Annotated in this window: 20 protein-coding genes; 4 read left to right on the top strand and 16 right to left on the bottom strand. The window is 69.5% G+C overall.

All coding sequences use genetic code 11. The features are described from left to right. Positions 1-359: 359 nt before the first annotated feature. The 3 genes from DTL70_RS25190 to thyX all read right to left on the bottom strand — a co-directional run bounded on the left by DTL70_RS25190 (position 360) and on the right by thyX (position 4,174). Complete coding sequence (locus DTL70_RS25190) at positions 360-2,045, bottom strand: ribonuclease J (RefSeq protein ID WP_114024223.1); 1,686 nt, start codon at positions 2,043-2,045, stop codon at positions 360-362. 163 nt (positions 2,046-2,208) lie between these two features. Then, positions 2,209-3,108 (bottom strand): 4-hydroxy-tetrahydrodipicolinate synthase, encoded by a 900-nt coding sequence (gene dapA / locus DTL70_RS25185; protein ID WP_114024222.1) that lies wholly within the window; start codon positions 3,106-3,108, stop codon positions 2,209-2,211. A 328-nt stretch (positions 3,109-3,436) separates the two neighbouring features. Next, positions 3,437-4,174, bottom strand: coding sequence for an FAD-dependent thymidylate synthase (gene thyX, locus DTL70_RS25180; RefSeq protein ID WP_114024221.1), 738 nt, complete (start codon positions 4,172-4,174; stop codon positions 3,437-3,439). Positions 4,175-4,453: 279 nt separating this feature from the next. On the opposite strand from thyX, the gene DTL70_RS25175 reads away from it, so the two are divergent. Both DTL70_RS25175 and DTL70_RS25170 read left to right on the top strand, forming a co-directional pair. Further along, on the top strand, positions 4,454-4,690 hold the full coding sequence (locus DTL70_RS25175; RefSeq protein WP_114024220.1) for a hypothetical protein: 237 nt from the start codon (positions 4,454-4,456) through the stop codon (positions 4,688-4,690). A 156-nt stretch (positions 4,691-4,846) separates the two neighbouring features. Continuing rightward, positions 4,847-5,428, top strand: a complete 582-nt coding sequence (locus tag DTL70_RS25170) for a hypothetical protein (protein WP_114024219.1) — start codon at positions 4,847-4,849, stop codon at positions 5,426-5,428. Between the two features lie 20 nt (positions 5,429-5,448). Here DTL70_RS25170 and DTL70_RS25165 read toward each other — a convergent pair whose 3' ends face one another. The 6 genes from DTL70_RS25165 to eccD all read right to left on the bottom strand — a co-directional run bounded on the left by DTL70_RS25165 (position 5,449) and on the right by eccD (position 12,551). Further along, positions 5,449-5,898 carry a hypothetical protein gene (locus tag DTL70_RS25165; protein ID WP_114024218.1) on the bottom strand — a complete coding sequence of 150 codons (450 nt, stop codon included), beginning with the start codon at positions 5,896-5,898 and terminating at the stop codon, positions 5,449-5,451. Positions 5,899-5,912: 14 nt separating this feature from the next. Continuing rightward, positions 5,913-6,665 (bottom strand): 4-hydroxy-tetrahydrodipicolinate reductase, encoded by a 753-nt coding sequence (gene dapB / locus DTL70_RS25160; RefSeq protein ID WP_114024217.1) that lies wholly within the window; start codon positions 6,663-6,665, stop codon positions 5,913-5,915. A 44-nt stretch (positions 6,666-6,709) separates the two neighbouring features. Then, positions 6,710-8,092: a M16 family metallopeptidase gene (locus DTL70_RS25155; protein ID WP_114024216.1), complete on the bottom strand. Its 1,383-nt coding sequence runs from the start codon at positions 8,090-8,092 to the stop codon at positions 6,710-6,712. Continuing rightward, positions 8,089-10,332 (bottom strand): polyribonucleotide nucleotidyltransferase, encoded by a 2,244-nt coding sequence (locus DTL70_RS25150; protein ID WP_114024215.1) that lies wholly within the window; start codon positions 10,330-10,332, stop codon positions 8,089-8,091. Before DTL70_RS25150 ends, DTL70_RS25155 begins: the two co-directional genes overlap by 4 nt. Positions 10,333-10,640: 308 nt before the next feature. After that, positions 10,641-10,931: a 30S ribosomal protein S15 gene (rpsO, locus tag DTL70_RS25145; RefSeq protein WP_016470189.1), complete on the bottom strand. Its 291-nt coding sequence runs from the start codon at positions 10,929-10,931 to the stop codon at positions 10,641-10,643. Between the two features lie 93 nt (positions 10,932-11,024). After that, the gene (eccD, locus tag DTL70_RS25140) at positions 11,025-12,551 is read right to left on the bottom strand and encodes a type VII secretion integral membrane protein EccD (RefSeq protein ID WP_114024214.1); all 1,527 of its coding nucleotides are present in this window, start codon (positions 12,549-12,551) and stop codon (positions 11,025-11,027) included. Positions 12,552-12,837: 286 nt separating this feature from the next. Between eccD and eccCa the strand changes: the two genes are divergently transcribed. Both eccCa and DTL70_RS25130 read left to right on the top strand, forming a co-directional pair. Next, complete coding sequence (gene eccCa, locus DTL70_RS25135) at positions 12,838-16,815, top strand: type VII secretion protein EccCa (RefSeq protein ID WP_114024213.1); 3,978 nt, start codon at positions 12,838-12,840, stop codon at positions 16,813-16,815. 163 nt (positions 16,816-16,978) lie between these two features. Then, the gene (locus tag DTL70_RS25130) at positions 16,979-17,239 is read left to right on the top strand and encodes a DUF397 domain-containing protein (RefSeq protein ID WP_114015832.1); all 261 of its coding nucleotides are present in this window, start codon (positions 16,979-16,981) and stop codon (positions 17,237-17,239) included. Positions 17,240-17,356: 117 nt separating this feature from the next. Here DTL70_RS25130 and DTL70_RS25125 read toward each other — a convergent pair whose 3' ends face one another. The 7 genes from DTL70_RS25125 to eccB all read right to left on the bottom strand — a co-directional run bounded on the left by DTL70_RS25125 (position 17,357) and on the right by eccB (position 24,763). After that, complete coding sequence (locus tag DTL70_RS25125; RefSeq protein ID WP_114024212.1) at positions 17,357-17,668, bottom strand: WXG100 family type VII secretion target; 312 nt, start codon at positions 17,666-17,668, stop codon at positions 17,357-17,359. A gap of 90 nt (positions 17,669-17,758) precedes the next feature. Further along, positions 17,759-18,136: a WXG100 family type VII secretion target gene (locus DTL70_RS25120; RefSeq protein ID WP_114024211.1), complete on the bottom strand. Its 378-nt coding sequence runs from the start codon at positions 18,134-18,136 to the stop codon at positions 17,759-17,761. A 72-nt stretch (positions 18,137-18,208) separates the two neighbouring features. After that, the gene (locus DTL70_RS25115; protein ID WP_245979633.1) at positions 18,209-19,453 is read right to left on the bottom strand and encodes a S8 family serine peptidase; all 1,245 of its coding nucleotides are present in this window, start codon (positions 19,451-19,453) and stop codon (positions 18,209-18,211) included. A 4-nt stretch (positions 19,454-19,457) separates the two neighbouring features. Continuing rightward, positions 19,458-21,209, bottom strand: a complete 1,752-nt coding sequence (locus tag DTL70_RS33290) for a hypothetical protein (RefSeq protein WP_147266813.1) — start codon at positions 21,207-21,209, stop codon at positions 19,458-19,460. Positions 21,210-21,245: 36 nt separating this feature from the next. Then, positions 21,246-21,722 (bottom strand): hypothetical protein, encoded by a 477-nt coding sequence (locus DTL70_RS25110; RefSeq protein ID WP_114024209.1) that lies wholly within the window; start codon positions 21,720-21,722, stop codon positions 21,246-21,248. 226 nt (positions 21,723-21,948) lie between these two features. Further along, positions 21,949-23,223 (bottom strand): type VII secretion-associated serine protease mycosin, encoded by a 1,275-nt coding sequence (gene mycP, locus DTL70_RS25105; RefSeq protein ID WP_114024208.1) that lies wholly within the window; start codon positions 23,221-23,223, stop codon positions 21,949-21,951. A gap of 13 nt (positions 23,224-23,236) precedes the next feature. Next, complete coding sequence (gene eccB / locus DTL70_RS25100; protein ID WP_114024207.1) at positions 23,237-24,763, bottom strand: type VII secretion protein EccB; 1,527 nt, start codon at positions 24,761-24,763, stop codon at positions 23,237-23,239. Positions 24,764-25,041: the final 278 nt, after the last annotated feature.

The raw sequence follows: 25,041 nt of genomic DNA, 5'->3' as shown, positions 1-25,041 counted from the left end.
GCTGTTGTGTAATTCAAAGGAACCTCAACCCACCGGAACAACCCGGCAGGTCGGGGTATCAACATATCTGGCGTTGACTTTTGGCACGCTGTTGAGTTCTCAAGGAACGGACGCTTCCTTCAAAACCGTCTCACGGGTTTCTCCGGACGTTTGCCCTTTCGGTGTCTCCAACCTTACCAGAATCTTTCCGGCTCGTTTTCCGGGCCGTTTTCCGATTCCGGGGTACCAGTCGCCTGGGGACCGTTGGCGGCCCCGGGTTCCCGGTGCGGTGGAGCCGTAAACGTACTGGAGCGGAGCGCCCGGAGGCAAATCGAGGGCGCCCCGCTCCCGTCGAGGCTCTCGCGGAGCCCCTGCGAGGGTCAGACCTCGACGACCACGGGCAGGATCATCGGGCGCCGGCGGTAGCTGTCCGAGACCCACTTGCCCACCGTGCGGCGCACCAGCTGCTGGAGCTGGTGGGTCTCCGCGATGCCGTCCTGGGCGGACTTGGCGAGGGCCTCGTCGATCTTCGGCATGACGGCGGCGAAGTCGGTGTCGTCGATCCCGGAGCCCCGGGACTGGATGTGGGGGCCTCCGACGATCTTCCCCGTGGTGCTGTCGACCACGACGAAGATGGAGATGATGCCTTCGTCTCCGAGGATGCGGCGGTCCTTGAGAGAGGACTCGGTGACGTCACCGACCGAGAGGCCGTCGACGTACACGTAGCCGGCCTGGACCTTGCCGGTGATCTTGGCCTTGCCGTCGACCAGGTCCACCACGACGCCGTCCTCGGCGATCACGATGCGGTCCTGGGGGACGCCGGTGGCCGCGCCCAGCTCGGCGCTGGCGCGCAGGTGCCGCCACTCGCCGTGGACGGGCATCAGGTTCCGCGGCCGGCAGATGTTGAAGAAGTACAGCAGCTCGCCCGCGGAGGCGTGGCCCGAGACGTGGACCTTGGCGTTGCCCTTGTGGACGACGTTGGCTCCCCAGCGGGTGAGGCCGTTGATGACGCGGTAGACGGCGTTCTCGTTGCCCGGGATGAGGGACGACGCGAGGATCACGGTGTCGCCCTGGACGATGCGGATCTGGTGATCGCGGTTGGCCATCCGGGAGAGGGCCGCCATGGGCTCGCCCTGGGAGCCGGTGCAGACCAGGACGACCTCGTCGTCCGGCAGGTCGTCGAGGGTCTTGACGTCCACGACGAGTCCGGCGGGGACGTTGAGGTAGCCCAGGTCGCGGGCGATGCCCATGTTGCGGACCATGGAGCGGCCCACGAAGGCGACGCGGCGGCCGTGTTCGTGTGCGGCGTCCAGGATCTGCTGGATGCGGTGCACGTGGCTGGCGAAGCTCGCCACGATGATGCGCTTCTGCGCGCTGGAGAAGACCTGGCGCAGTACCGAGGAGATCTCGCGCTCGGGCGGGACGAAGCCGGGGACCTCGGCGTTGGTCGAGTCGCTGAGCAGCAGGTCGATGCCCTCTTCGCCGAGGCGCGCGAAGGCGCGCAGGTCGGTGAGGCGGCCGTCCAGCGGGAGCTGGTCCATCTTGAAGTCGCCGGTGTGCACGACCATGCCGGCCGGGGTGCGCACGGCGACGGCGAGGGCGTCGGGAATGGAGTGGTTGACGGCGAGGAACTCGCAGTCGAAGGGGCCGATGCGTTCGCGGTGGCCTTCCTCCACTTCCAGCGTGTAGGGCCGGATGCGGTGCTCTTGGAGCTTGGCCTCGATGAGGGCGAGGGTGAGCTTGGAGCCGATCAGGGGGATGTCCGGCTTCTCGCGGAGGAGATAGGGAACACCGCCGATGTGGTCCTCGTGACCGTGGGTGAGGACGATGCCGTCGATGTCGTCGAGGCGGTCCCTGATCGTGGTGAAGTCGGGAAGGATCAGGTCGATGCCGGGCTGCTCCTCCTCGGGGAAGAGGACGCCGCAGTCGACGATCAGGAGTCTGCCGCCGTATTCGAAGACGGTCATGTTGCGGCCGATCTCGCCGAGACCGCCCAGGGGGGTGACGCGGAGGCCGCCCTTGGGGAGCTGCGGAGGCGGACCGAGCTCAGGATGCGGATGACTCAAAAGACTCTCCTTACCACGCGCGCCACGCACCCGCCTGGGTACGTGGCGCGCGGTATTCATGATGCGTACGGGCACGCGAGGCGTGCGTACGTGACGTGCGTGTTCCGTTGGGTCGTGCACTGTGCCGGTGTCCGGCGGTATGCAGTTGTGGGAAGTTCGAGGACTACAGGTGTACCCCGCTGTGGGCGAGATCGTGCGTGAGCTGGTCCAGCTCCTCCGGGGCGAGTTCGACCAGCGGGAGGCGCAGCGGTCCGGCCGGATGGCCCAGACGGGCGAGCGCGGCCTTGGTCGTGATGACGCCCTGGGTGCGGAACATGCCCGTGAAGACCGGGAGCAGCTTCTGGTGGATTTCGGTGGCCTTGGCGACGTCGCCGCTCAGGTGCGCATCGAGCAGTGCGCGCAGCTCCGGGGTGACGACGTGGCCGACGACGGAGACGAAGCCGATGGCACCGACGGACAGCAGCGGGAGGTTGAGCATGTCGTCGCCGCTGTACCAGGCGAGGCCGCTGGTGGCGATGGCCCAGCTGGCACGGCCGAGGTCACCCTTGGCGTCCTTGTTGGCGACGATGCGGGGGTGCTCGGCGAGCCGGACGAGCGTCTCGGTGTTGATCGGAACGCCGCTGCGGCCGGGGATGTCGTAGAGCATCACCGGAAGCTCCGTCGCGTCGGCGATGGCGGTGAAGTGCCGGTACAGACCCTCCTGCGGGGGCTTGCTGTAGTAGGGCGTCACCGCGAGGAGCCCGTGGGCGCCTGCCTTCTCCGCGGCGGTGGCCAGCTCGATGCTGTGCGCCGTGTCGTTCGTGCCGGCTCCCGCGACCACGTGGGCGCGGTCGCCCACGGCCTCCACGACCGCCTTGACGAGCTGGGCTTTCTCCGCATCGGAGGTGGTCGGGGATTCACCGGTGGTGCCGCTGACGACGAGACCGTCGTTGCCGGCGTCCACCAGGTGAGCAGCGAGCTGCTGCGCGCCGTCGAGGTCGAGCGCACCGTCCGCGGTGAACGGCGTGACCATCGCGGTCAGGACCCGCCCGAAGGGCGTCTGCGGTGTGGAGGTCGGAGCCATGGGCTCCACGCTACTCGCAGCGGGCCCCGCCGCGCCGCCTCGGGGCGTCCGATCCGCCGGGAAAGAGGGCCCCGGCACTGCCTGCTCGGGGGTTCAGGCAGTGCCGGGACCGCACAATCACCCTAGATGAACATCTCGAACCGCCGCAATACGGACACCTCCTCGGGAGCCTCCGTCCGGAGGGCGGGGAGCGCAGCCGGGTGACCGCCCCGGCGTCTGGGCGGCCGGGCGGCTGTGCCGGCGAGAGGTGTTGTCGGGTGGCTGTACCGACGGGAGGCGCGGGCGGGTGACCACCGCCGGGAAACCCGGCCGGTGTGCGGCGGCCCGCTCAGGGAGCGACGCGTCCGTTGGCGTTGAAGGCGGCGTGGGTCAGCGGCATCAGCTTGGACCACTGCTCCTCCATCGCCTCTCCCACCATCTCGATCTCCCGCTGCGGGAAGCTGGGCACCTTGGCCTGTTCGTGCTGGGTGCGGAGTCCGAGGAAGTGCATCAGCGAGCGGGCGTTGCAGGTCGCGTACATGGACGAGTAGAGGCCCACAGGCAGGACGGCGCGGGCGACCTCGCGGGCGACGCCGGCCTCCAGCATCTCCAGGTACGTCTCGTAGGCGGTGCGGTACACGCCCTCCATGGCGTGGCCCGTCAGCGCGTGCTGCTCGGGCGTGCCCTCGACGAACTCGTACTTACCCGGGCGGCCCTGCTGGACGAGCTTGCGGGAGGCGCCGGGCACGTAGAAGACGGGCTGGAGCTGCCGGTAGCGGCCCGACTCCTCGTTGTAGGACCAGCCGACACGGTGCCGGTGGAACTCGCGGAAGACGAAGAGGGGGGCACTGATGAAGAAGGTCATCGAGTTGTGCTCGAAGGGGCTGCCGTGCCGGTCGCGCATCAGGAAGTTGATCAGGCCCTTGGAGCGCCCCGGGTCCTTGTTCAGCTCGTCCAGGGACTGCTCCCCTGCGGTGGAGACCCGGGCGGCCCACAGCACGTCGGTGTCGGCGGCGCTGTGTTTGACCAGCTCGACCGTCATGTCGCTGCGGAAACTCGGGGCGAGCGGGGCGGAGGTGTCGGTCACCTGCGGGGTCCTTCCACGTGCGTCTTCCGGGGCGGGAAACAGCCTACGGGGACGGGCGGACAGCCTCGGCCGCCCCGGCCCGATAGGCCGTTATGACGACCCTTAACCGGACAAACGAGACTCGGGACCAAGAAACGGCACCCCCGGTGACAATCCTTCGCCCCGCGGTTGATATTTTTCACATGGGTCCGGCGGCAGCGGGCACTCGGAAGCCGCCCCGGACGTTACCCCTCTACAAGCAACCAACCGCCCAGAACGATCATGCAGGAGCGCCCCGTCATGTCCCGCCGCGGAGAGACAGTCCCGTTCGCCTTCATAGCTCAGGCCGACCGGTTCCGCAGCAACGTCACCCCGCCGCCCCGTGCCCGCCGCAGCTTCCGCCAGGTCGCCGGCAGCGCCCTGGTCGGAGTGACGATCGTCGCCGGCCTCGTGGGCTCCGTCCTGCTCGGCGGACCCGCGCTCACCGACAACCAGGTCCCCGACCGGGACCACCCGGCGGCGGCCGAAGGCCGCTGACCTCACGGCCACCCTCGGCAACGGCACCCGGGGGTGGCCGCCCGCGCCCGCCCTCGCTAATGTCACCGCTCACACCGCCGTGCCCGCCCGCGGCGGCAGCCCAGCCGTGGGACGGCCCGGAGCCGCCCCCTGTCGTGAGCGAGCGAGGACCCTGCCGTGCCCCTGCCCTTTGTGACGGCCGACCGTGAGGACCGCGTCCAGGCGGCGCAGTCGGTGACGCTCGCCGAGGCCGACCGCGACCTGTGGCGGCGGCCCTACCGCCCCGGCCCGTGGCGGGTGGGCGGTGGAGCGCTGCTCCTGCTGCTCGCTTCGTACGTCCTCTTCTCGGCACTGGTCATCGCCCTCGCCGGTTCGCTGCCCAGCGCGGCGGTCTGCGCGGGCTGCGGCGTGCTGGTGATCGTGCTGGCCGTCCGGCTGCTCCGGGCGGGCGTGTGGGTCAGTTCCCTCGGCCTGCGCCAGGCGGGGCTCCTGCGGACGACGACCCTGCGCTGGCCCGAGGTCGGTGTGGTGCGCACGGTGCAGCGGCCCGTCAGATGGCTGGGGATGCCGCGGACGGTGCAGGGTCAGGCCCTGGTGCTGTACCCCAGGGCCACGCCCGGCGACGGCGGCGCGGGATCGGATGCCGAGAACCGGCGGATACTGCTGACCGACCACAACGCCGACTTCCTCCCGCGCCGCCCCGGCTTCGAACGGGCCGCGGACGTCATAGAGAGCTGGGCGGCGGAGTCCCGCGGCTGAGGCGTCGGCGCGGGGCCCCGTCAGTTGCGGGGCTTGGCCTCGTGCAGGGTGATGGCGTGCTGCATGGCTTTCCTGGCCCTGGGGGTGTCCCGGGCATCGTGGTAGGCGACGGCCAGCCGGAACCACGAGCGCCAGTCCCCCGGGTGCTCTTCCGTCTCGGCCCGGCGGCGGGTGAAGACCGCGTCGGCCGAGGCCCGGTCGATGCGGCCGGACGGCGTGCGCTCCAGCTCGTCGACCGGGAGTCCGCCCTCGGCTTCGAGCTCCCGTGCGAGCTGTCCGGCGCGGCGGGCGAAGCGCGTGGTGTGCCACAGGAACCACGCACCGATGAACGGCAGTACCAGCACCGCGATGCCGAACGGCACGGTGACGGGGGTGCCCTGCTCGATCAGCAGGACGCCCCGGCTGCCGACCAGGACGAAGTAGACGACCAGGACGGCGGCCAGCAGGAAATAGGTGAGCTTCGCGCGCACGGTGCCGTACCCCGTCAGTCCAGGTCGAGGAAGTGTTCGAGGCCGAAGGTCAGCCCCGGGCTGGCGGGCACCTTGCGGATGCCGAGCAGAACACCGGGCATGAACGAGCTGCGGTGCAGGGAGTCGTGGCGGATGGTGAGCGTCTCCGCCTCGTCACCGAGGAGGACCTCCTGGTGGGCGACCAGACCGCGCAGCCGCACCGCGTGCACAGGTACGCCGTCCACGTCGGCGCCCCGCGCACCCTCCAGCGACTGGGTGGTGGCGTCGGGCTGGGCCGGCAGCCCGGCGGACTCGCGGGCCTGCCCGATCAGCTGTGCGGTCCGCACGGCCGTGCCGCTGGGCGCGTCGGCCTTCCCCGGATGGTGCAGCTCGACGACCTCGACGGACTCGAAGAAGCGGGCCGCCTGCTGGGCGAAGCGCATCGTCAGCACGGCACCGATGCCGAAGTTCGGGGCGATGAGCACGCCGGTGCCGGGAGAGTCGGCGAGCTGGGCACGCACCGCCGTCAGCCGCTCGTCCGTCCACCCCGTGGTGCCGACGACGGCGTGGATGCCATGGTCCAGGCAGTACTCCACGTTGCCCATGACGGCGTCCGGGCGGGTGAGGTCCACGGCCACCTGCGTGCCCGCGTCGGTCAGCGCGCTGCGCGCGTCCCCGCTGCCCAGGGCCGCCACCAGCTCCATGTCGTCGGCGCTCTCGACCGCTCGCACGGCCTCGGAGCCCATCCGGCCGCCTGCGCCGAGGACGGCTACGCGCAGCTTGCTCATTGTGCTCGTTCCTTACGTGGTGGGTGGGAGAGGTGGGGCGGGCGTCAGGCGACGGTCTCGTCCAGGCGGGCGGCCTGGCGGTCGGTGAGCTGCCCGATGACCGACAGCGAGGGGCGCCGGCTCAGCACCTCGCGGGCGACCTCGCGGACGTCGTCGGGCGTGACGGCGTCGATCTTCGCGAGCATGCCGTCCACGGACATCTGCTCGCCCCAGCACAGCTCGCTCTTGCCCAGGCGGTGCATCAGCGCGCCGGTGTCCTCCAGGCCGAGCACCGTGGAGCCCGACAGCTGCCCGATGGCGCGCCGCAGCTCCTCGTCGGTCAGCCCGTCGCGCGCGACCTGGTCGAGCTCGTCGCGGCAGATCTTCAGCACGTCGGACACCTGCCCAGGACGGCAGCCCGCGTAGACGCCGAACAGGCCGCAGTCCGCGTAGCCGGACGTGTAGGCGTAGGTGCTGTAGGCCAGGCCGCGCTTCTCGCGGATCTCCTGGAAGAGCCGGGAGCTCATGCCTCCGCCCAGCGCGGTGCTCAGTACCGCGAGGGGCCAGCGGCGCTCGTCGTGCCGCGAGACGCCGGGCATCCCGAGCACCACGTGAGCCTGCTCGGTGGCCCGGTCGACGAAGTCGACCCGCCCCCCGCCGCGCAGGGAGCGGCTGCCCGAGCGGGGCCCGACCGGCTGCTCGCCCTGCGTGCGTGCGAGCGCGCCCGCGCGCTCGAACGCGGCGCGCACCCGCTTGACGACCTGCGCGTGGTCGAGGTTGCCCGCCGCGGCGACGACCAGCCGCGTCGGGTCGTAGTGCTTCTTGTAGAAGCGCGTCACCTGGTCGCGGGTCAGCGCGTTGACGGTGTCCACGGTGCCCAGCACGGGGCGCCCCAGCGGGGTGTCGCCGAACATGGTGTGGGCGAACAGGTCGTGGACGCAGTCCCCGGCGTCGTCCTCCGTCATGGCGATCTCCTCGAGGATCACGCCGCGCTCCGATTCGACCTCGGCAGGGTCGATGACGGAGGAGGTCAGCATGTCGGAGAGGACGTCGACGGCCAGCGGCAGGTCGGCATCCAGGACCCGCGCGTAGTAGCAGGTGAACTCCTTCGAGGTGAAGGCGTTCATCTCACCGCCTACCGCGTCGAGTGCCGCGGAGATCTCCAGCGCGCTGCGCCGCTCGGTGCCCTTGAAGAGCAGGTGCTCCAGGTAGTGCGTGGCGCCACCCAGCGCCGGGGTCTCGTCGCGGGAGCCGACGTGCGCCCAAATGCCGAGGGTGACGGAGCGCACGGTCGGCACGGACTCGGTGATCACACGGAGCCCGCCGGGCAGCACGGTCTTGCGGACGGTGCCCGCGCCGTTCTCGCCCTTGATCAGGGTGGTGGTACGGGCGACGGCCCGCCCTGCCTCGGAGGCGGGGCGGGCCGTCGTGCGGGACGTACGGGTCACTTCGCGGACTCGTCCTCGGACTTCTCCGCGTCCCCCGAAGCGGAGCCGCTCTCGGACTCGGCCTCGTCCAGGACGGGGATGAGGGAGAGCTTGCCGCGCTGGTCGATCTCGGCGATCTCGACCTGGACCTTCTGGCCCACGCCGAGGACGTCCTCGACGTTCTCCACGCGCTTGCCACCGGCCAGCTTGCGGATCTGCGAGATGTGCAGCAGACCGTCCTTGCCGGGCAGCAGCGAGACGAAGGCCCCGAAGGTGGTCGTCTTGACGACCGTGCCCAGGTAGCGCTCGCCGACCTCGGGCATCGTCGGGTTGGCGATGCCGTTGATGGTGGAGCGCGCCGCCTCGGCGGCCGGGCCGTCGGCGGCACCGATGTAGATGGTGCCGTCGTCCTCGATGGTGATGTCGGCGCCGGTGTCCTCCTGGATCTGGTTGATCATCTTGCCCTTCGGGCCGATGACCTCACCGATCTTGTCCACCGGGATCTTGACGGTGATGATCCGCGGGGCGTTCGGGGACATCTCGTCCGGAACGTCGATGGCCTCGTTCATCACGTCGAGGATGTGCAGCCGCGCGTCGCGGGCCTGCTTGAGGGCGGCGGCCAGCACGGACGCGGGGATGCCGTCCAGCTTGGTGTCGAGCTGCAGCGCGGTGACGAACTGCTTGGTGCCGGCGACCTTGAAGTCCATGTCGCCGAAGGCGTCCTCGGCACCGAGGATGTCGGTCAGCGTCACGTAGTGGGTCTCGCCCTCGATGTCCTGCGAGATCAGGCCCATGGCGATACCGGCGACGGGGGCCTTGAGCGGCACACCGGCGTTCAGCAGCGACATGGTGGAGGCGCAGACCGAGCCCATGGACGTCGAACCGTTGGAGCCCAGCGCCTCGGACACCTGGCGGATCGCGTAGGGGAACTCCTCGCGGGTCGGCAGCACCGGCACCAGCGCCCGCTCGGCGAGCGCGCCGTGGCCGATCTCGCGGCGCTTCGGCGAGCCGACGCGGCCCGTCTCACCGGTGGAGTAGGGCGGGAAGTTGTAGTTGTGCATGTAGCGCTTGCGGGTCACCGGCGAGAGGGTGTCCAGCTGCTGCTCCATGCGCAGCATGTTCAGCGTGGTGACGCCCAGGATCTGCGTCTCGCCGCGCTCGAACAGCGCCGAGCCGTGCACCCGCGGGATGGCCTCGACCTCGGCGGCCAGGGTGCGGATGTCGGTGACACCGCGGCCGTCGATGCGCTTCTTCTCCTTGATGACGCGCTCGCGCACCAGGGTCTTGGTCAGCGCGCGGTAGGCGGCCGAGATCTCCTTCTCGCGCCCCTCGAACTGCGGGAGCAGCTTCTCGGCGGCCACCGCCTTGACGCGGTCCAGCTCGCTCTCGCGCTCCTGCTTGCCGCCGATGGTCAGCGCCTGGGCCAGCTCGTCACGGACGGCGGCGGTCAGCGCCTCCAGGACGTCGTCCTGGTAGTCCAGGAAGATCGGGAACTCGGCGACCGGCTTGGCGGCCTTCGCGGCGAGGTCGGACTGGGCGCGGCACAGCACCTTGATGAAGGGCTTGGCGGCCTCCAGACCCGAGGCGACGACCTCCTCGGTCGGCGCCTCGGCGCCGCCCTTGACCAGCTCGACGGTCTTGTCGGTGGCCTCGGCCTCGACCATCATCACCGCGACGTCGCCGTCGGGCAGCACACGGCCGGCGACGACCATGTCGAAGACGGCCTCCTCCAGCTCGGAGTGGGTCGGGAAGGCGACCCACTGGCCGCGGATCAGCGCGACGCGGGTGCCGCCGATCGGTCCCGAGAAGGGCAGGCCGGACAGCTGCGTGGAGCAGGAGGCGGCGTTGATGGCGACCACGTCGTAGGCGTGGTCGGGGTTGAGCGCCATGACCGTCTCGACGATCTGGATCTCGTTGCGCAGGCCCTTCTTGAAGGAGGGGCGCAGCGGGCGGTCGATCAGCCGGCAGGTGAGGATGGCGTCCTCGGAGGGCCGGCCCTCTCGGCGGAAGAAGGAGCCGGGGATCTTGCCGGCCGAGTACATCCGCTCCTCGACGTCGACCGTCAGGGGGAAGAAGTCCAGCTGGTCCTTGGGCTGCTTCGAGGCCGTGGTGGCCGACAGCACCATGGTGTCGTCGTCCAGGTAGGCGACGGCGGAACCCGCGGCCTGCTTGGCCAGGCGGCCCGTCTCGAAGCGGATGGTGCGGGTGCCGAAGGCGCCGTTGTCGATCACGGCCTCGGCGTAGTGGGTCTCGTTCTCCACCAGGAATATCTCCTCGTCGTCGTCCGCCGCACGTCTCGCAGCGGACCATGTGTGCTCGACGGAGCGCTCCCGGTGCGGGCCGGTCTTCGATCGAAGCTCCCGGAGCCGCCGTGGGTCTCCACGGGTCCGGGGGCCACTACCGAGGACCGGCGTCGGGGCGCGCTCCTGCCTCGTACTGTTTCGTACTGTCGTTGTGCGATGTCTCGCGTGACAAGACTACAAAGCCTCACCGTCCCATGAGAGACGGCTGTGCTCCGATACGTCGAAGGGAGCGGCCCCCGAACGGGAACCGCTCCCTTCCTCAGCTGCTAGCGGGCGCCCGCCGCGCCGCGGCGGATGCCGAGGCGCTCGACCAGCGCACGGAACCGCTGGATGTCCTTCTTGGCCAGGTACTGCAGCAGGCGGCGGCGCTGGCCGACCAGCAGCAGCAGACCACGGCGCGAGTGGTGGTCGTGCTTGTGGGTCTTCAGGTGCTCCGTCAGGTCGCTGATACGACGGGAGAGCAGCGCCACCTGGACCTCGGGGGAGCCGGTGTCACCCTCCTTGGTGGCGAACTCGGAGATGATCTGCTTCTTCGTCGCGGCGTCGAGAGACGACACTCGTACTCCTAGGGGTCGTGGCCGCCGAGCGCCCCTGGTCTGTGTCACAGGGAATTCTTCGATACTCGACAGGCCGGTACAGGGTACCAGTGGCTAGCTGGTGAGACTCCGGGCGGCCGAGTAGACGTCCATCACCGCCAGGCACAGCGGCAGCAGCGTGAGCAGGACGAAGGTCTCCAGTATCTCCACGAACCGCCCCCAGAAGGGGGTCACACCCTTGTTCGGGACGGTCAGCCCGATGGCGATCACCAGTACGGCGCCCGCGGCCAGCGCGGCGCTCAGCCACACGGTGCGCAGGGCGTCGCCGCCCGCGGGGAAGTCGCCCGCCAGCCCCACGCCCAGCAGCACCAGCGCGGCGAGACCCGCCACCAGCGAGCTGGCGACCTGCGAGGTGTAGCGGAAGAGCCGGGCCCGCAGCAGCATCGCGATGCCCGTCGCCAGGACGAGCAGCTGCCCCCACCCCGAGTCGGAGAATCCGAGCACCGCGCAGGAGACGGTGACGACGGCCGCGCAGCCGCCGACCAGGCCGACCAGCAGCTCGTGGCCGCGCCGCGCCTGGGCCGCGATGCGCTCGGCGTCGATCGGGCCCTGGGTCTGCGGCGCCGCGTCCGGGTCGGCGTCGTAGTCGCTCATCTCGGTGCGGGTGGTCTCGTAGCCGATGGGCAGGCGGGCGAAACGGGTCGAGAGGCCCGGCAGGAACGCCAGCACGCCGACGGCCACCGGGGCGCAGACGGCGGCGGTCTCCACCGGACGGATGTCGGTCACGATCGCGATGAAGGTGATCACGGTGCCGAGGGTCGCGGTGAAGGCGGCGGCGACGAACGGCCCGTCGCCGTTGGGTGTCAGTGCGACCAGGACGGCGGCCGCCAGCAGGACGCTCACGCAGCCGAGCAGGAACTGGAGCCTGCCCACCCCGTGCCCCTCGTCCAGGGGCAGCAGACCGCTGCCTGCCACCATCAGGTGCGGCATCGCGCCGAGCCCCAGGGTGACGGCGGTGGGCCGGTCGTCGTAGACCCGGGCCCGCACGGCGGACAGCGCCAGCAGCAGCACACCCGCGACGGCCGCGAGGATCCCCGCGAGGCCGTGCATGTCGTGGCGCACCGGGTCGGAGAACCACAGCACCACCGCCGTCAGTGCCAGCAGCACACCGCCGCCGATCAGCCCGGCCGCGCGCATCATCCCGTCGCCCCACAGCTTGCGGTCCTTGGTGACCGCGGAGGCGACGGCGTCGGAGACGTCGTCGAAGACGGCGGGCGGCAGCGACTCGGCGAACGGGCGCAGGCTGAGGACCTCGCCGTCGAGGATGCGCTGGGCCGTCAGCGAGCGGGAGCTGTCCAGCACGGTGCCGTCGCGGCGCACCAGGTGGTACCCGACGGGCGCGCCCCCGGCCGGGCTCTGCCCCGACAGCCTGAGGATCTCGGGGTAGAGGTCGGCGACCGCGATGTCCTCGGGGAGCGCGACGTCGATCCGGCTGTCGGGCGCGACGATGGTCACCCTGCAAAAGCCGGTGTCCAGGCCTGCTCCGGCTGCCCGCCCCTGCGGTCCTGCCGCTCCCCTGGCACCCCCGGCGCCCGGCTGCCCGCCGGGCCCGGTGGCGGCGGCGGAAGCCGTCGTACTCACCTGTGTGTCCCCCTCGAAAGCCTGCTGGGCACCTGCCCGCGCTGCTGAGCACCTGCGTGGGCGGCTGACGCACCTGCGTGTGCGGGTGTGTCGGGCTGCGAACGCCTGTGCGAGCGACTGCTGCGGTCGCGGCGGCAGCGCGCGCCACCCTACCGGTCCCGGTCAACTCACTCTGCCATTAGGATCGCCAGGCGCGGAGGGGGGACCATCGCCGGGGGGCGCCGCACCGGGAAAGTCCCTTCCGCCACCAGGGACACCCAGGAACGCAAGGGAAATTGGTGCGCGAGTGACCCAGATCGTCGTCAAGCGTCCGCCTCGGGCACTGCCTCCGGAAGTACCGGGCGAGCAGCTGGAGTTGCAGCCGCCGCCCGAACTGCCGCGCGGCCAGCAGGAGGGCATGTGGCTGCAGCTCCTGCCGATGCTCGGCATGGGCGGGTCCAGCGTCTACTTCCTCATGCCCGGCATGAACTCCCACCCCATGATGAAGATCATGGGTGTCCTGATGCTGTTCTCGACGCTCGCCATGGTCATCGCCATGGTCATCAGGATGCGCCGCGGCACCCAGGGCGAGATGGCGCAGTCCCGCCGCGACTACCTCAAGTACCTGGCGCAGACCCGCCGCACCGTGCGCAAGACGGCACTCAAACAGCGCGACGCCCAGTTCTACCTGCACCCCGAGCCCGACCAGCTGTGGTCGCTGGTGGCCGAGGGCAGCAGGGTGTGGGAGCGGCGCCCCTCCGACGGCGACTTCGGCCAGGTACGCGTCGGCCTCGGCGCCCAGCAGCTGGCCACCCCCCTCGCCGCCCCCGAAACCGCACCCGTGGACGAACTGGAGCCGCTGACCGTCGGCGCCATGCACCAGTTCCTCAACACCCACGCCACCCTCGAAAACCTGCCCATGGCCGTCTCGCTGCGGGCCTTCTACCACGTGACGCTCAGCGGAGACCCCGACACCCTCTACGGGGCCGCGCGCGCCATGCTCTGCTCGCTGGCCGCCCTGCACTCCCCCGAGGAACTCGTGATCGCGGTCGCCGCAGGACGCGAGTCCTACGCCTCCTGGGACTGGGCCAAGTGGCTGCCGCACGCCCAGGCCAAGGACACCGCCGACGGCGCCGGCACCCGCCGGCTGATCGTCTCCGACACCCTCCAGTTGGAGGAGCTGCTGGCCGCACGCCTGGAGGGACGGCCCCGGTTCAACGGCGCCGCCGACCCCGTACTCGAAGCGCCGCACCTCGTCGTCGTACTGGACGGGACCGCCGTCCTGCCCAACTCGCTGCTGGCCGCGCCCGAAGGCCTCCAGGGCGTCACCATCGTCGAGATCGTCCCCGGCGACATCGACGTGGCACGCGGCGGGCTCTCCGTCGTCGTCCAGCCGCGCACCCTGCGCCTGGAATCCGGCCACGGACTCGTCTACGACGGCACCCCCGACACGCTCTCCTACCCTGCCGCCGAGGCGGTGGCCCGGCAGCTCGCCCCGCTGCGCGCCGGCTCCGGCGACGACGGCGACGAACCGCTGCTGGCCAAGCTGGAGTTCACCGACCTGCTGTCCCTCGGCGACGCCGCCTCCGTCGACGTCTCCCGCACCTGGCGGCCCCGCTCCCAGGCCGAGCGGCTCCGCGTGCCCATCGGCGTCGGCGAGGACGGGCAGCCGGTCATGCTCGACCTCAAGGAGGCCGCGCAGGACGGCATGGGCCCGCACGGCCTGTGCGTCGGCGCCACCGGCTCGGGAAAATCGGAGCTCCTGCGCACCCTCGTGCTCGGCCTCGCGGTCACCCACTCCTCCGAGACCCTGAACTTCGTCCTCGCGGACTTCAAGGGCGGCGCCACGTTCGCCGGCATGGCACACATGCCCCACGTCGCCGCCGTCATCACCAACCTCGCCGACGACCTCACCCTCGTCGACCGCATGGGCGACTCCATCCGCGGCGAGCTCAACCGGCGCCAGGAGATGCTCCGCGACGCCGGCAACTACGCCAACATCCACGACTACGAGAAGGCCCGCGCCGCCGGCGCACCCCTCTCCCCCGTCCCCTCACTCGTCCTCGTCATCGACGAGTTCAGCGAGCTGCTCACCGCCAAACCCGACTTCATCGACATGTTCATCCAGATCGGCCGCATCGGCCGCTCCCTGGGTGTCCACCTGCTGCTCGCCTCGCAGCGCCTGGAGGAAGGCAGGCTGCGCGGCCTGGAGACCTACCTGTCCTACCGGGTCGGCCTGCGCACCTTCTCCGCCGCCGAGTCCCGCGCCGCACTCGGCGTCCCCGACGCCTACCACCTGCCGTCCGTACCCGGGTCCGGCTACCTGAAGTTCGGCACCGACGAGATGACCCGCTTCAAGGCCGCCTACGTCTCCGGCGTCTACCGCGCGGGCAGCGACGGCGAAGCCCTCGTCGGACCCGTCGCCGGGAACCGGCGCCCCGTGCTGTTCACCGCCGCCGAGGTGCCGGTACAGCGCCCCGACCCCGACACCGTCGCCCCCGTGCCCGCCCAGCCCGCCGGCGGCGCCGACGACGACGCGCTGGCCGACACCGTCCTCGACGTCGTCGTACGGCGCCTCGAAGGCCAGGGCACACCCGCCCACCAGGTGTGGCTGCCCCCGCTCGACAGCGCCTCCCCCCTCGACGACCTCCTCCCCGGGCTCGCCCCCGTCGAAGGCCGCGGCCTCACCGTCCCCGACTACCCCCGCCTCGGCCAGCTCGTCGTCCCCGTCGGCCTCGTCGACAAGCCCTTCGAACAGCGCCGCGACCCGCTGTACCTCGACTTCTCCGGCGCCGCGGGCCACATGCTCGTCGTCGGCGGCCCCCAGTCCGGCAAGTCCACCCTCGTACGGACCCTCATCTCGTCGTTCGCCCTCACCCACACCCCCGCAGAGGTCCAGTTCTACGGGCTCGACTTCGGTGGCGGCGGCATGTCCGCGGTCGCCGACCTCCCCCACGTCGGCGGCACCGCCTCCCGCCTCGACCCCGAACGGGTCCGCCGCACGATCGCCGAGGTCTACGGCATCCTCAACCGCCGCGAGGAGTACTTCCGCGCCCACAGCATCGACTCCATCGCCACCTACCGCAGGCGCCGCTCCCGCGGCCAGATCACCGACCAGGCCTGGGGCGACGTCTTCCTCGTCATCGACGGCTGGGGCAACTTCCGCAACGACTACGAAGGCCTCACCGACGTCATCGGTGACATCGCGGCCCGAGGCCTGGGCTACGGCATCCACCTGGTCATCACCGCCTCCCGCAACATGGAGGTACGGGCCGCCCTCAAAGACCTGCTGATGAACCGCCTCGAAATGCGGCTCGGCGACACCATGGACTCCGAGTTCAACCGCAAGGTCGCCGCCAACGTGCCCGCCGGCGTCCCCGGACGCGGCCAGACCATGGAAGCCCTGCACTTCATGACGGCCGTCCCCCGCATCGACGGCGTCGGCTCCGACGACGACCTCGCCGACGCCAGCGCCGAAATGTGCCGCTCCGTGGTCGCACACTGGCAGGGCGACCCGGCCCCCCGCGTCCGGCTCCTGCCCCGCGAACTCCCCGCGGGACGGCTCCCCGGCGGCGGAGAACACCCCGAACGCGGCATCGCCTTCGCCATCGACGAGAACAACCTCGAACCCGTCTTCGTCGACTTCGAAACCGACCCGTTCTTCCTCGTCTTCGGCGAGAGCGAATCCGGCAAGACCGCGCTGCTGCGGCTCCTCGTCCAACAGATCACCCAGCGCTACTCCGGCGACGAGGCGAAAATCGTCGTCGGCGACTACCGCCGCTCGCTCCTCGGCGCCATCCCCGACACCCACCTGCTCGAATACGCGCCCATGTCCAACACCATGGAAACGCACATGAACGCGCTCCGCGACCTGATGGACCGGCGCGCGCCCTCCCCCGACGTGACCCCGCAGCAGCTCAGAGACCGCAGCTGGTGGACCGGGCCGCAGATCTTCATCGTCGTCGACGACTACGAACTCGTCGCCACCTCCAGCGGCAACCCGCTGTCCGTCCTCACCGAGCACCTGCCCTTCTCCCGCGACGTCGGCGTACGCTTCCTCATCGCCCGCAGCTCGGCCGGCGCCTCACGCTCCATGTTCGAGTCCTTCATGACCCGCATCAAGGAACTCGGCGCCCAAGGCGTCCTCCTGTCCGGCGACCCCAACGAGGGCGACCTCCTCGGCAACGTCCGCCCCCGCCCCATGCCCCCAGGCCGCGGCTTCTTCGTCTCCCGCAAGCGCGGAACCCCGCTGGTCCAGCTGGGATGGCTGCCAGACGAGCAGTAGGAAGGGGGCGCCCGTCGCGTGAAGAGCACCTTCGGGCGGGCGCCCCACGACCCGACAACAGGTGTAGGCGCGGAAAGGTGCCCTCTCGGGCGGACGGCCTGTGCGCCACCCACCACGCCACGTAGTCTTGACCCGCACGAAGCGCGCGAAGGGAGAGCCACCGGTGGGTACTCAGCAGGAAAAGGAAGAGCTGTACGCGTTGGACATCTCCGACGCCGTCTGGGAAAGCGCCCCAGGCAGCCCCGAGGACGAACGCGTCGAGATCGCCCACATCGCCGGCGGCGCCGTCGCCATGCGCAACTCCAAGGAACCCGACGTCGTCCTGCGCTACACCGCCGCCGAATGGCACGCCTTCGTCCTCGGCGCACGCGACGGCGAATTCGACCTGGAGCCGACGGTACGCAATGGGGGCGTGGCGGAATGAGGAGGCGGGGGCGAACCTCCCAGCCCACTGGCGGGCCCCACGCGTAAGGGGAGGGCGGTGTTCGCAACACCGCCCTCCCCTTGGTGGCTCACTCGACGCCCGTCGGTCAGCGGCTCATCAGCCGGCCGGGTGGAACCACTTCGCCGCTTTCAGGTCCGTGGCCTGGTAGCCGTCCTTACCCAGGCGAATGACCTTGGCGATCTGCTGGAGGGCCTGGTGGACCTCGCTCGTCTGGTGGTCCCACTTCCGCATGGTCTCCTGGTAGGCGGTCTTCGCCTCGCCGTCCCAGACCGAGGAAATCCCTTCGACCTGCTTACGGATCTCGCCGAGATCCTCGTTCAGGTCGCCGCCGAGCTTCTCGATCGCCTTGGCCGCCTCCTCCAAGCTGGCATAGGTTACTGTCAGCCCTTCTTTGTAGGACTTAGGCATTACTTCCCCTCCGTGACAGGACGTTATTCTTTGTGAGATCCGCCCCTACGCGACTCTCACCCAACGAGCGTTCTCAGCTGCGCTGCTCGTTCACCTCGGAGCCGGCGGCGAATACATGTCCAGCTTGGAGGCGGGCTGCCCATCGGGGTTCACACCGTAGCCGCTGTCGACGACATCGACACCGCGAAGAGCCTGCGCAATGTCGTCTTCGTTGCCACCGGAGAGCTTCCGAGCCGCCTCGATTCCTTCCAGGAAATAGGCCAGAAGCCGGTTCAGCTGCTTCATCCGGTTGTTGATCTCGTTCTGCTTCACATCGAAGGCGTGGGCGCCGATGCCCTCCCACTGGCCCTCGATCGCATCGATGACGCCCTGCAGTCCCCGGACCTGACCATTGATGTTCTCGATCTTGGCGACGAGCCACTCTTCCTTCTTCTTGAGTGACGCATCATCGAGTTTCTGGTCTGCCATCGCCTTCCCTTCCTCTTCGCCTGTCTGTCATGAAGCTCTCTCGCTCCGTTGGAGACGCCGACTGGCGCAGCGTCAGTTCCGCCTCAGGCGTACGACGGCGAAGCCGCACCCCGCGAGGACGATGACCCCCGCCGCGATGCCGCCTGCGGGGAGTAGCCAACCACTGTCCTCTTCCTGCGACTTCGAGTCTGCCACCTCGACCTTGTCAGGGGCATCGTCTTTCCCCGAGTTCTTCCCGTCGGACGACTTGGGCTCGGCACTCGCGGCCGAAGGACCCGTCCTTTCGTTGGTGAGAGGACTGATCTCCGGATCACCCGGGTCGCCCTTTCCCTCCAAAAGGTTGAGGCGGGGGCGGACGGCGCCGTAGCCGAGGTATTTACTCTGAGTCTTCTCGTTGCCTGCGAGACCGGCCGTCTTCGTCAGTACGCGAAGAACCTGGTTCCCAGTCCAGTCCGGGTGCTTGGACCAGATCAGGGCAGCGGAAGCGGAAGCGATCGCGCTTGCCATGCTTGTGCCTTTAACCTTGCAGTAACTTTCTCGCTTCGCTCCACACCAGCCGGGCAGTCCTTCGCCTGGTGCTGCCAGGGTCACCTCGTCACCGTAGGAAGAGAACTTGCTCACCTTGCCGTCGCTCGCAGTTCCGGCAACTCCGGCGACATCAGGGTAGCCCGCAGGATAGGACTGCAGGTTTCCTTCGTCCGCCTCGTTCCCGGCAGACGAGAACATCAGCTTTCCCTTCTTGGCGGCGTATTCGATGGCTTTTGCGACATCGGTGCCTGGCGGACCGCCGAAGGACATGTTGATGATCTCTGCATCGCTGTTCGCTGCGGCCCGGATAGCCTGGGGTACATGGGAAAGCGCCCCTTTCTTGCGCCCCTCGACCCCTTCGAGGCCTGCTCGGTAGGGGATAATCTTGGCGTCGGGCGCAAGGCCTTTCAGGGTACCGTCTTTCCCCGTTCCCGCGATCAACTCGGCCATAGTCGTGCCATGACCAGTGTCGTCCTTCGTCTCGTCGCCAGGCGCGCTGGCGAAATCCTTCCCCGGCAGGACCTGCCCCTGCAAGGCCCGCGTCGACGGGTCAACTCCGGTGTCCACGACTGCGACGGTGATGCCCTTGCCCGTGCTGACCTTCCACATCTTCTCGGCCTGCATGGCGCCCAGGTACCACTGCTGTGAGCGCACATCCTGCGCGGCGACAGACGAGGCCGCATCCCATTGCAGGGCGACGAGGGCGCCAACTGCCATCGCTCCGGATATAGAGCGCTGCAACACGGACCGGGCGGGTCGCTCGCCGCCGAGCGTCATGGAATCACTCATTCTGTTACTCGATCACCGGGGGCACGGAGTTGGGCCGGCCCACGGGCGGAGCCGCACGCACTGCCGGGTCGTCCGAACCCTCCGCGTGACGGTCCTCCGGAGGGTTGGATATGCCATCCGTCGACGACGTGTCTTCTCCGTCCTCCCGAACGAGTCCGGAGCCTCCCGAGGTGAACCCACGGCCGCCACGCCTCCGGTCCGACTCCTGCTTGCGGGGCGTGCCGACGATGCCTCCGGGAGCGGACGCCACTCTCCGGCCCTGGGAGTCCTTCTTCGACTTCGTTTCACCCGTGCGGCTGCCGATTGGCGGTACTCCCATCGGGGCGCGCCTGGCAGAGGTGCCCCCCTCGGTGCCGACAACCGTTCCGCGCGGGATGCCAGGGGAACTCGGACGCGGACTGGAACGGCTGGGGGTGCCTCCCACAATCCCGCCGGGCTGAGAGGCACGTGCCGTTCCCGAGCCACTTCCACGGCCGGCATTGTTGGTGCTGTTGTTGGGTTGCGTCATGCCCGGATGCATCATTCCGGGCCGCCCCATCGGGCTGGTGCGACCTCCGGCGGCCTGCTGGTCCTTGGAAGCAGCGTTCGTGGGCAGTCCGGTCACTGGCGAGCGTCCGGTTGGCCCTGTCGGCTGCCGCCCCGTCGGGGGCGGAGGTACTGGTCCGGGCCGCATGGGGGCGGGCGAAGGCCGCATCGGACCCGTCGTCTTGGTCATGCCCGGCCCGGTAATCCTCCCTGTCTGTGGCAGCGGACCCGGAAGCGTGGGCGGCTGGCTAGGGCCGCCTGTGGTCGTCGGCCCGGGGCCGGGCGGAGTCGAGTGCGTTTGGACGGGGTCAACCGGCGCAGGAGGCGTCGACACCGTGTCGATGGCTGTAGAAACGCCTGCGTCAGGGCGGACGACGTGTGCGGGGGGAGCCATACTGCCGTGCGGCACGGCCGAAATCCCTCCATCTCCTTCACCGCCTCCCGTCTCCGCGGGGGTGAGGACGGACCCGGGCACGACAGCTCCCGCACTGTTACGCGCCTGCATCGCCTCATGCGGAACAGCCGGACCACCTCCCGGACCCGACACCTCATTGCGGGGCGGCGGCACACCGATGTTCGGCATCTGCTCGAAGTGCGGAATCATCCCCTCCGCCGCTGCCATGTTCCGGCCCGAGACGTCGTAGTACGACGCGATCCGGTTCATCTGGATCAGTGCGGCGTTGTGGTTCTTCTTGTACTGCTTGTACTTGGGATTGTCCTCGTTCCGCTTGTCCTTCGGGATCTCCTCGACATCGCGGATCTCGACCTCTTCGTCCTTGGGCATCGAGCCCTGGGTCCCGGCGAGCCCGAGGCTCATCACGGACAGCTCGGTGCTGACCGTTTCCGCGTAGCCACCCATGTGCTGGGTGTTCTTGCCCAGTTGGACGGCCCACTTCTTGCAGGCCCGCTCCGCCTCGCCCTCCCATTCGGCGCGCTCGGCTTCCGTCTGCAGCCACGAGCCGGCCGACTTGATGGCCTTGGACGCGTTGTAGAGAGCGTTGGCCACCGTCTCCAGGTCGGATGGCTTCGCGGTCCTGACCATGTCGAGCAGCTCACCGAGGGGCTTCTTCTCGAAATCGGTCGTCGCCCCCGGAAGGTAGAGCATCGCGAACGGGGACGTGAACAGCCCGTATCGTGCCAGGTCGCGCATGGCGATGTTCGCACCGGCGCTGGGGTTGTCCAGGTCGGGCGCCCCGGGCTTTGGCGCGCCGCCGCCGTCTGTTCCACCCACGGGAATGCCTCCGTCAAAGTCGCCGACGTCTGATGCTCAGTACTTGGATTGGGACTGTTCGTTTCGAGGGGCGTCGGCTTTCTTCGTCTCATGCTTGTCGTGCTTGGCCGCCTCGGCCTTCCGCTTCTCTTCTTCCAACTCCGCCTGGATCGCCCAGAAGCGCCGTTTCTCGTCCTCGTCCATCTGGTCGAAGCCCTTGTCGGCGTCGGAGACGGCGATGCCGAACATGAAGATCTGGTCGTCGAGCTTTCTGGACAGCTCGGTCAGGTGGTTGTGGACCTTGTTGTACTGCGCGAGCACGCCTGTCGCCTCGGGGAAGGCGACTTCTCCGTGGACCGAGGTCGGGGTGAGCCGTTGGGCTTCCAGTGCGAGCCGGCCGCCTGCGGAGTCCTGTAGTTCCCTCAGGGCGTCGTCGATCTTCTTCTTGAACTTCTTGAGGACTTCCTCGCCCCGCAGAAGGTCAGGCTTCTTGCCCTTCGGTTCACTTTTGGGCGTGCCCTTCGGCTCGCTCATCTCGCCCTCCCCGTGCGCGTCCACCCGTCGCGGGCTCTGCTGTGGCGGCTGCCGTTGCCCACTGTGCGCTGTGTGTCACTGTAGCCACACCCTAGGTGGGGCCCAACTGCGAATCCGAAGCGGGGCAGTTGTCGTAGCAGTGCTGTTGCTTGTGCGTGACACATCTCTCTTGATACCAGCGGGCACCGACATCCGACATGGCGTCGGCCCCCGTGTGAGGAGGTCCTCAGCGGCTGCCCGTGGGGTGCCTGCGGCGGCGCCAGTCGCGGTAGACGAGGGAGGACCCCGCGACGATCGCGACGAGGGTGCCGCCGCCGAGGAGGACGTAGGTGCCGAGGCGCTCGTTGCGTTCCTGTTCGGTTTCGCCGAGTTCGAGTGCGGCGGGGGCCGGTTTCTCGTCGGTTTCGACGCCTTCTTCGGCGACGGGGTGGTCGATGCGCTTGCCGTCCTCGGTGAGGGCGGCCACGGGGTCGACGACGCCCCAGCCGACGAGGCGGTCGTGGCCGGGGATGGAGCGCTCGGCGGTCTGCTCGATCTGGGCGACGATGTTCTCCTGGGTCCAGCGGTCGGGGCCCTTGCCGTGTTTGGCGCGCAGGAGTGCCGCCACGCCCGCCACGTAGGGGGCGGAGAAGCTGGTGCCGTTGTCGGCGCAGTGGCCGCCCTTGGGGACGGTGGAGATGATGTCGACGCCGGGCGCCGCCACGTCCACGAACTCTCCCGACTGCGAGAAGGGGGCGCGTTCGTTGTTGCGGTCGGAGGAGGCGACGGCGAGGACGCCTGGGTAGGAGGCGGGGTAGGTCTTCTTGACGTTGCCGCCGAGGCCGTCGTTGCCGGCGGAGGCGACGACGACGACGTCGGCGGCCAGTGCGCGCTGGACGGATCTTTCGAGGGACGAGTCCGCCTGGAGGGCTTCGGCCGTGTCCTGCGAGATGTTGATGATGTCGGCGTCCGCGTCGACGGCGTAGTCGATGGACCTGGCGAGGCTTCCTGCTGTGCCGCTGCCGTTGGCGTCGTTCTGCTTGACGGGGATGATCGTCGCCTTGGGGGCCAGCCCGACGAAGCCGGTGCCGTCGGCGGGGCGGGCGGCGATGATGCCGGCGACCTTCGTGCCGTGTCCGACCTCGTCTGTGGTGGGTTTTCCGCGCGGCGTGGTGCGGCCTGTTTCGTCCTTCTTGCGCTTCTTGGGGAGGAAGTTCTTGCCGGCTCCCGCGTCGACCGCGTCTGTCAGCTGTTCGTTCTTGATGTCGACGCCCGTGTCGATGACGGCGACGCGGACACCTGCGCCCTGGTCGGTGTCCTGCCACAGCTCGTTGAGGAGGACCCTTTGGAGCGACCAGGGGCGGCCCTTGTACGGCTTGGCGGGGAAGCCGCACTGTGCGCTGGTGTCCGCGGCGGCGGGTGGGGCTGCCGCGAGGGTGAGGCCCGAGGTGGTGAGGGCGGTGGCCGCGGTCGCTGCCGCCAGGCGGCGGAGGGCCGCGAGAGCCCGGATGGAGCTGCGCATCGTCCTACTCTCCTCAGGAACCCTGCGGCTGGAGCGCGTCGCCGGTGGACAGGCGGGGCCCGGTGGGCAGGAAGGAGGCCCACTCCGCCGGGACGAGGGCGGGCTTCACCTTCTCGTAGCCGAGCCTGCGCTGCGCGTTCTGGTCCTCTTGCTGCTGCTGTTCCTTCTTGGATTTCTTCTTCTTGTCCTCGCCGATGCCGGAGTCGTCGTGCGCACTGTCGGCGTTGGCCTGCATGGCGTACCGCAGTCCGGTGTCGGTGACCAGGAACATGCCGCCGGAGCGGGTGCTGCGCCCCTTGATCTGGCGGAAGAGCTGGCCGGTTCCCGGCGTGACGTAGGCGCTGGAGGTGCCCGCGGGCAGCTGGGCGGGAAACTCCGTGCCCGACCAGGTGCTCAGAGTGGTCTTGCCGGTCTTGCCGTCCACCTTGCGCAGGACGTTGCAGGCGACGTTGCGGCTGTCGGACTGGGGGTTGGCGGAGTTGACGGCGTGTGCCTTCTGGGCGGGCCACGTCAGGGACTCGCCGTACTTCTTCTTGGTCGGGGAGAAGGCGCTGGCGTTCACCTTGAGGGCCTGGCTGTTCTGCTGGAGGGGCAGCAGCTGTTTGGAGGACAGCAGGAGCTGGGCCATGAAGTCGCTGATCGGCATGACCTTGCCCTGGAGCACGACGTAGTGCTGCCAGTGGTTGCCCGAGGGCGCCTGGATGACGGTGCCGACGCGGTTGGTGCGGGAGCCGAGCCCCTGGACGCCTGCGTCCGCTCCGACGGTTCCGCTGATCTGCGGGAAGGCGATGTCGTCGCCCGTGTGCAGGGTGGCCAGCCACTGGCGGGAGACCCGCTGGGGTGCGCGGTTGTCCGCCAGGACGCGCAGCAGGGTCTCGTCGTCGGGGACGCGGTATTTGGTGCCCCTCTTGTCGACGACGTAGAGCCGGTCGTCGGGGCCCTGCACGTAGATGAGCTCCCCTGCGCGCAGACGGTTGCCGCCCTCCACCTTGCCGCTGTCGCGGTCGGCCAGGACGAAGGCCGCCTTCTGTACGGCACGCCCGCCCTCGCCGGGACGCTCGCAGACGGCCCAGCGTTTCTTCTGGCCCGCTTCCTTGGCTTCCGGGAGCCGGTCGGGGGCGTAGGGGATGCCCAGGGTGGCGCCGTGCGGGATGTCGCCGTTGTCGAGCACTTTCTCGTCGACTTTGACGACTTCTCCCTTGCCGGGGTCGAGGAGCAGCTTGGCGGAGGCGAGGTTGAGCACCGGGTGGAGTTGTGCTTTGCCGTCGGTCTCCAGGACGACGTAACGGGTGGTCGACTCGGAGCCGATGATGACTTTCTCCTTCGGCTTGTCCCAGCCCTCGGGCGCCTTCGGTTTGAACATGCCCCACGCCCCGAATCCGGCGAGGATGAGGGCGCCGACGACGAAGCCGGGCAGGATGCCGCGCAGGGGGCGGGGCGCGCCCTCCTCCGTGCCTGTCGGTGACGGCTGGAGGAACGCCGCCACCAGCCGCTTCTTCGCGAAGGTGTAGGCGTTGAGCTCGTCGCGCCGTGATGCCATGAGTGAAAGACGCTCCCTGGAAGTCCCTGCTGTCCCCCGCACCGCCGAGGCCCTGAAGGGCCCAGGACGGTCCGGAACCATCCCGCTCGCCGGACCGTATCCGGTCCGCAACCGGTCCGTTCCCGGCCCATCCCGCCGCGCACGCGCACGCGCCAGCGCCCGCGCACGAACCGCGAACCACAGCCACAGCCACAGATCGCGGACCTCGGATCGTGAACCGCGGACGACGGATCGCGCCCGTCCGCTCACGGGACACGTTCCCCGCACGGTCGCTCCAC

Origin of the sequence: Streptomyces diacarni, from assembly GCF_003323715.1 — a bacterium.
GTDB classification, from domain to species: domain Bacteria; phylum Actinomycetota; class Actinomycetes; order Streptomycetales; family Streptomycetaceae; genus Streptomyces; species Streptomyces diacarni.
The sequence above is the reverse complement of the archived record's forward strand: the minus strand, read 5'-3'. Positions and strand labels throughout refer to the sequence as shown.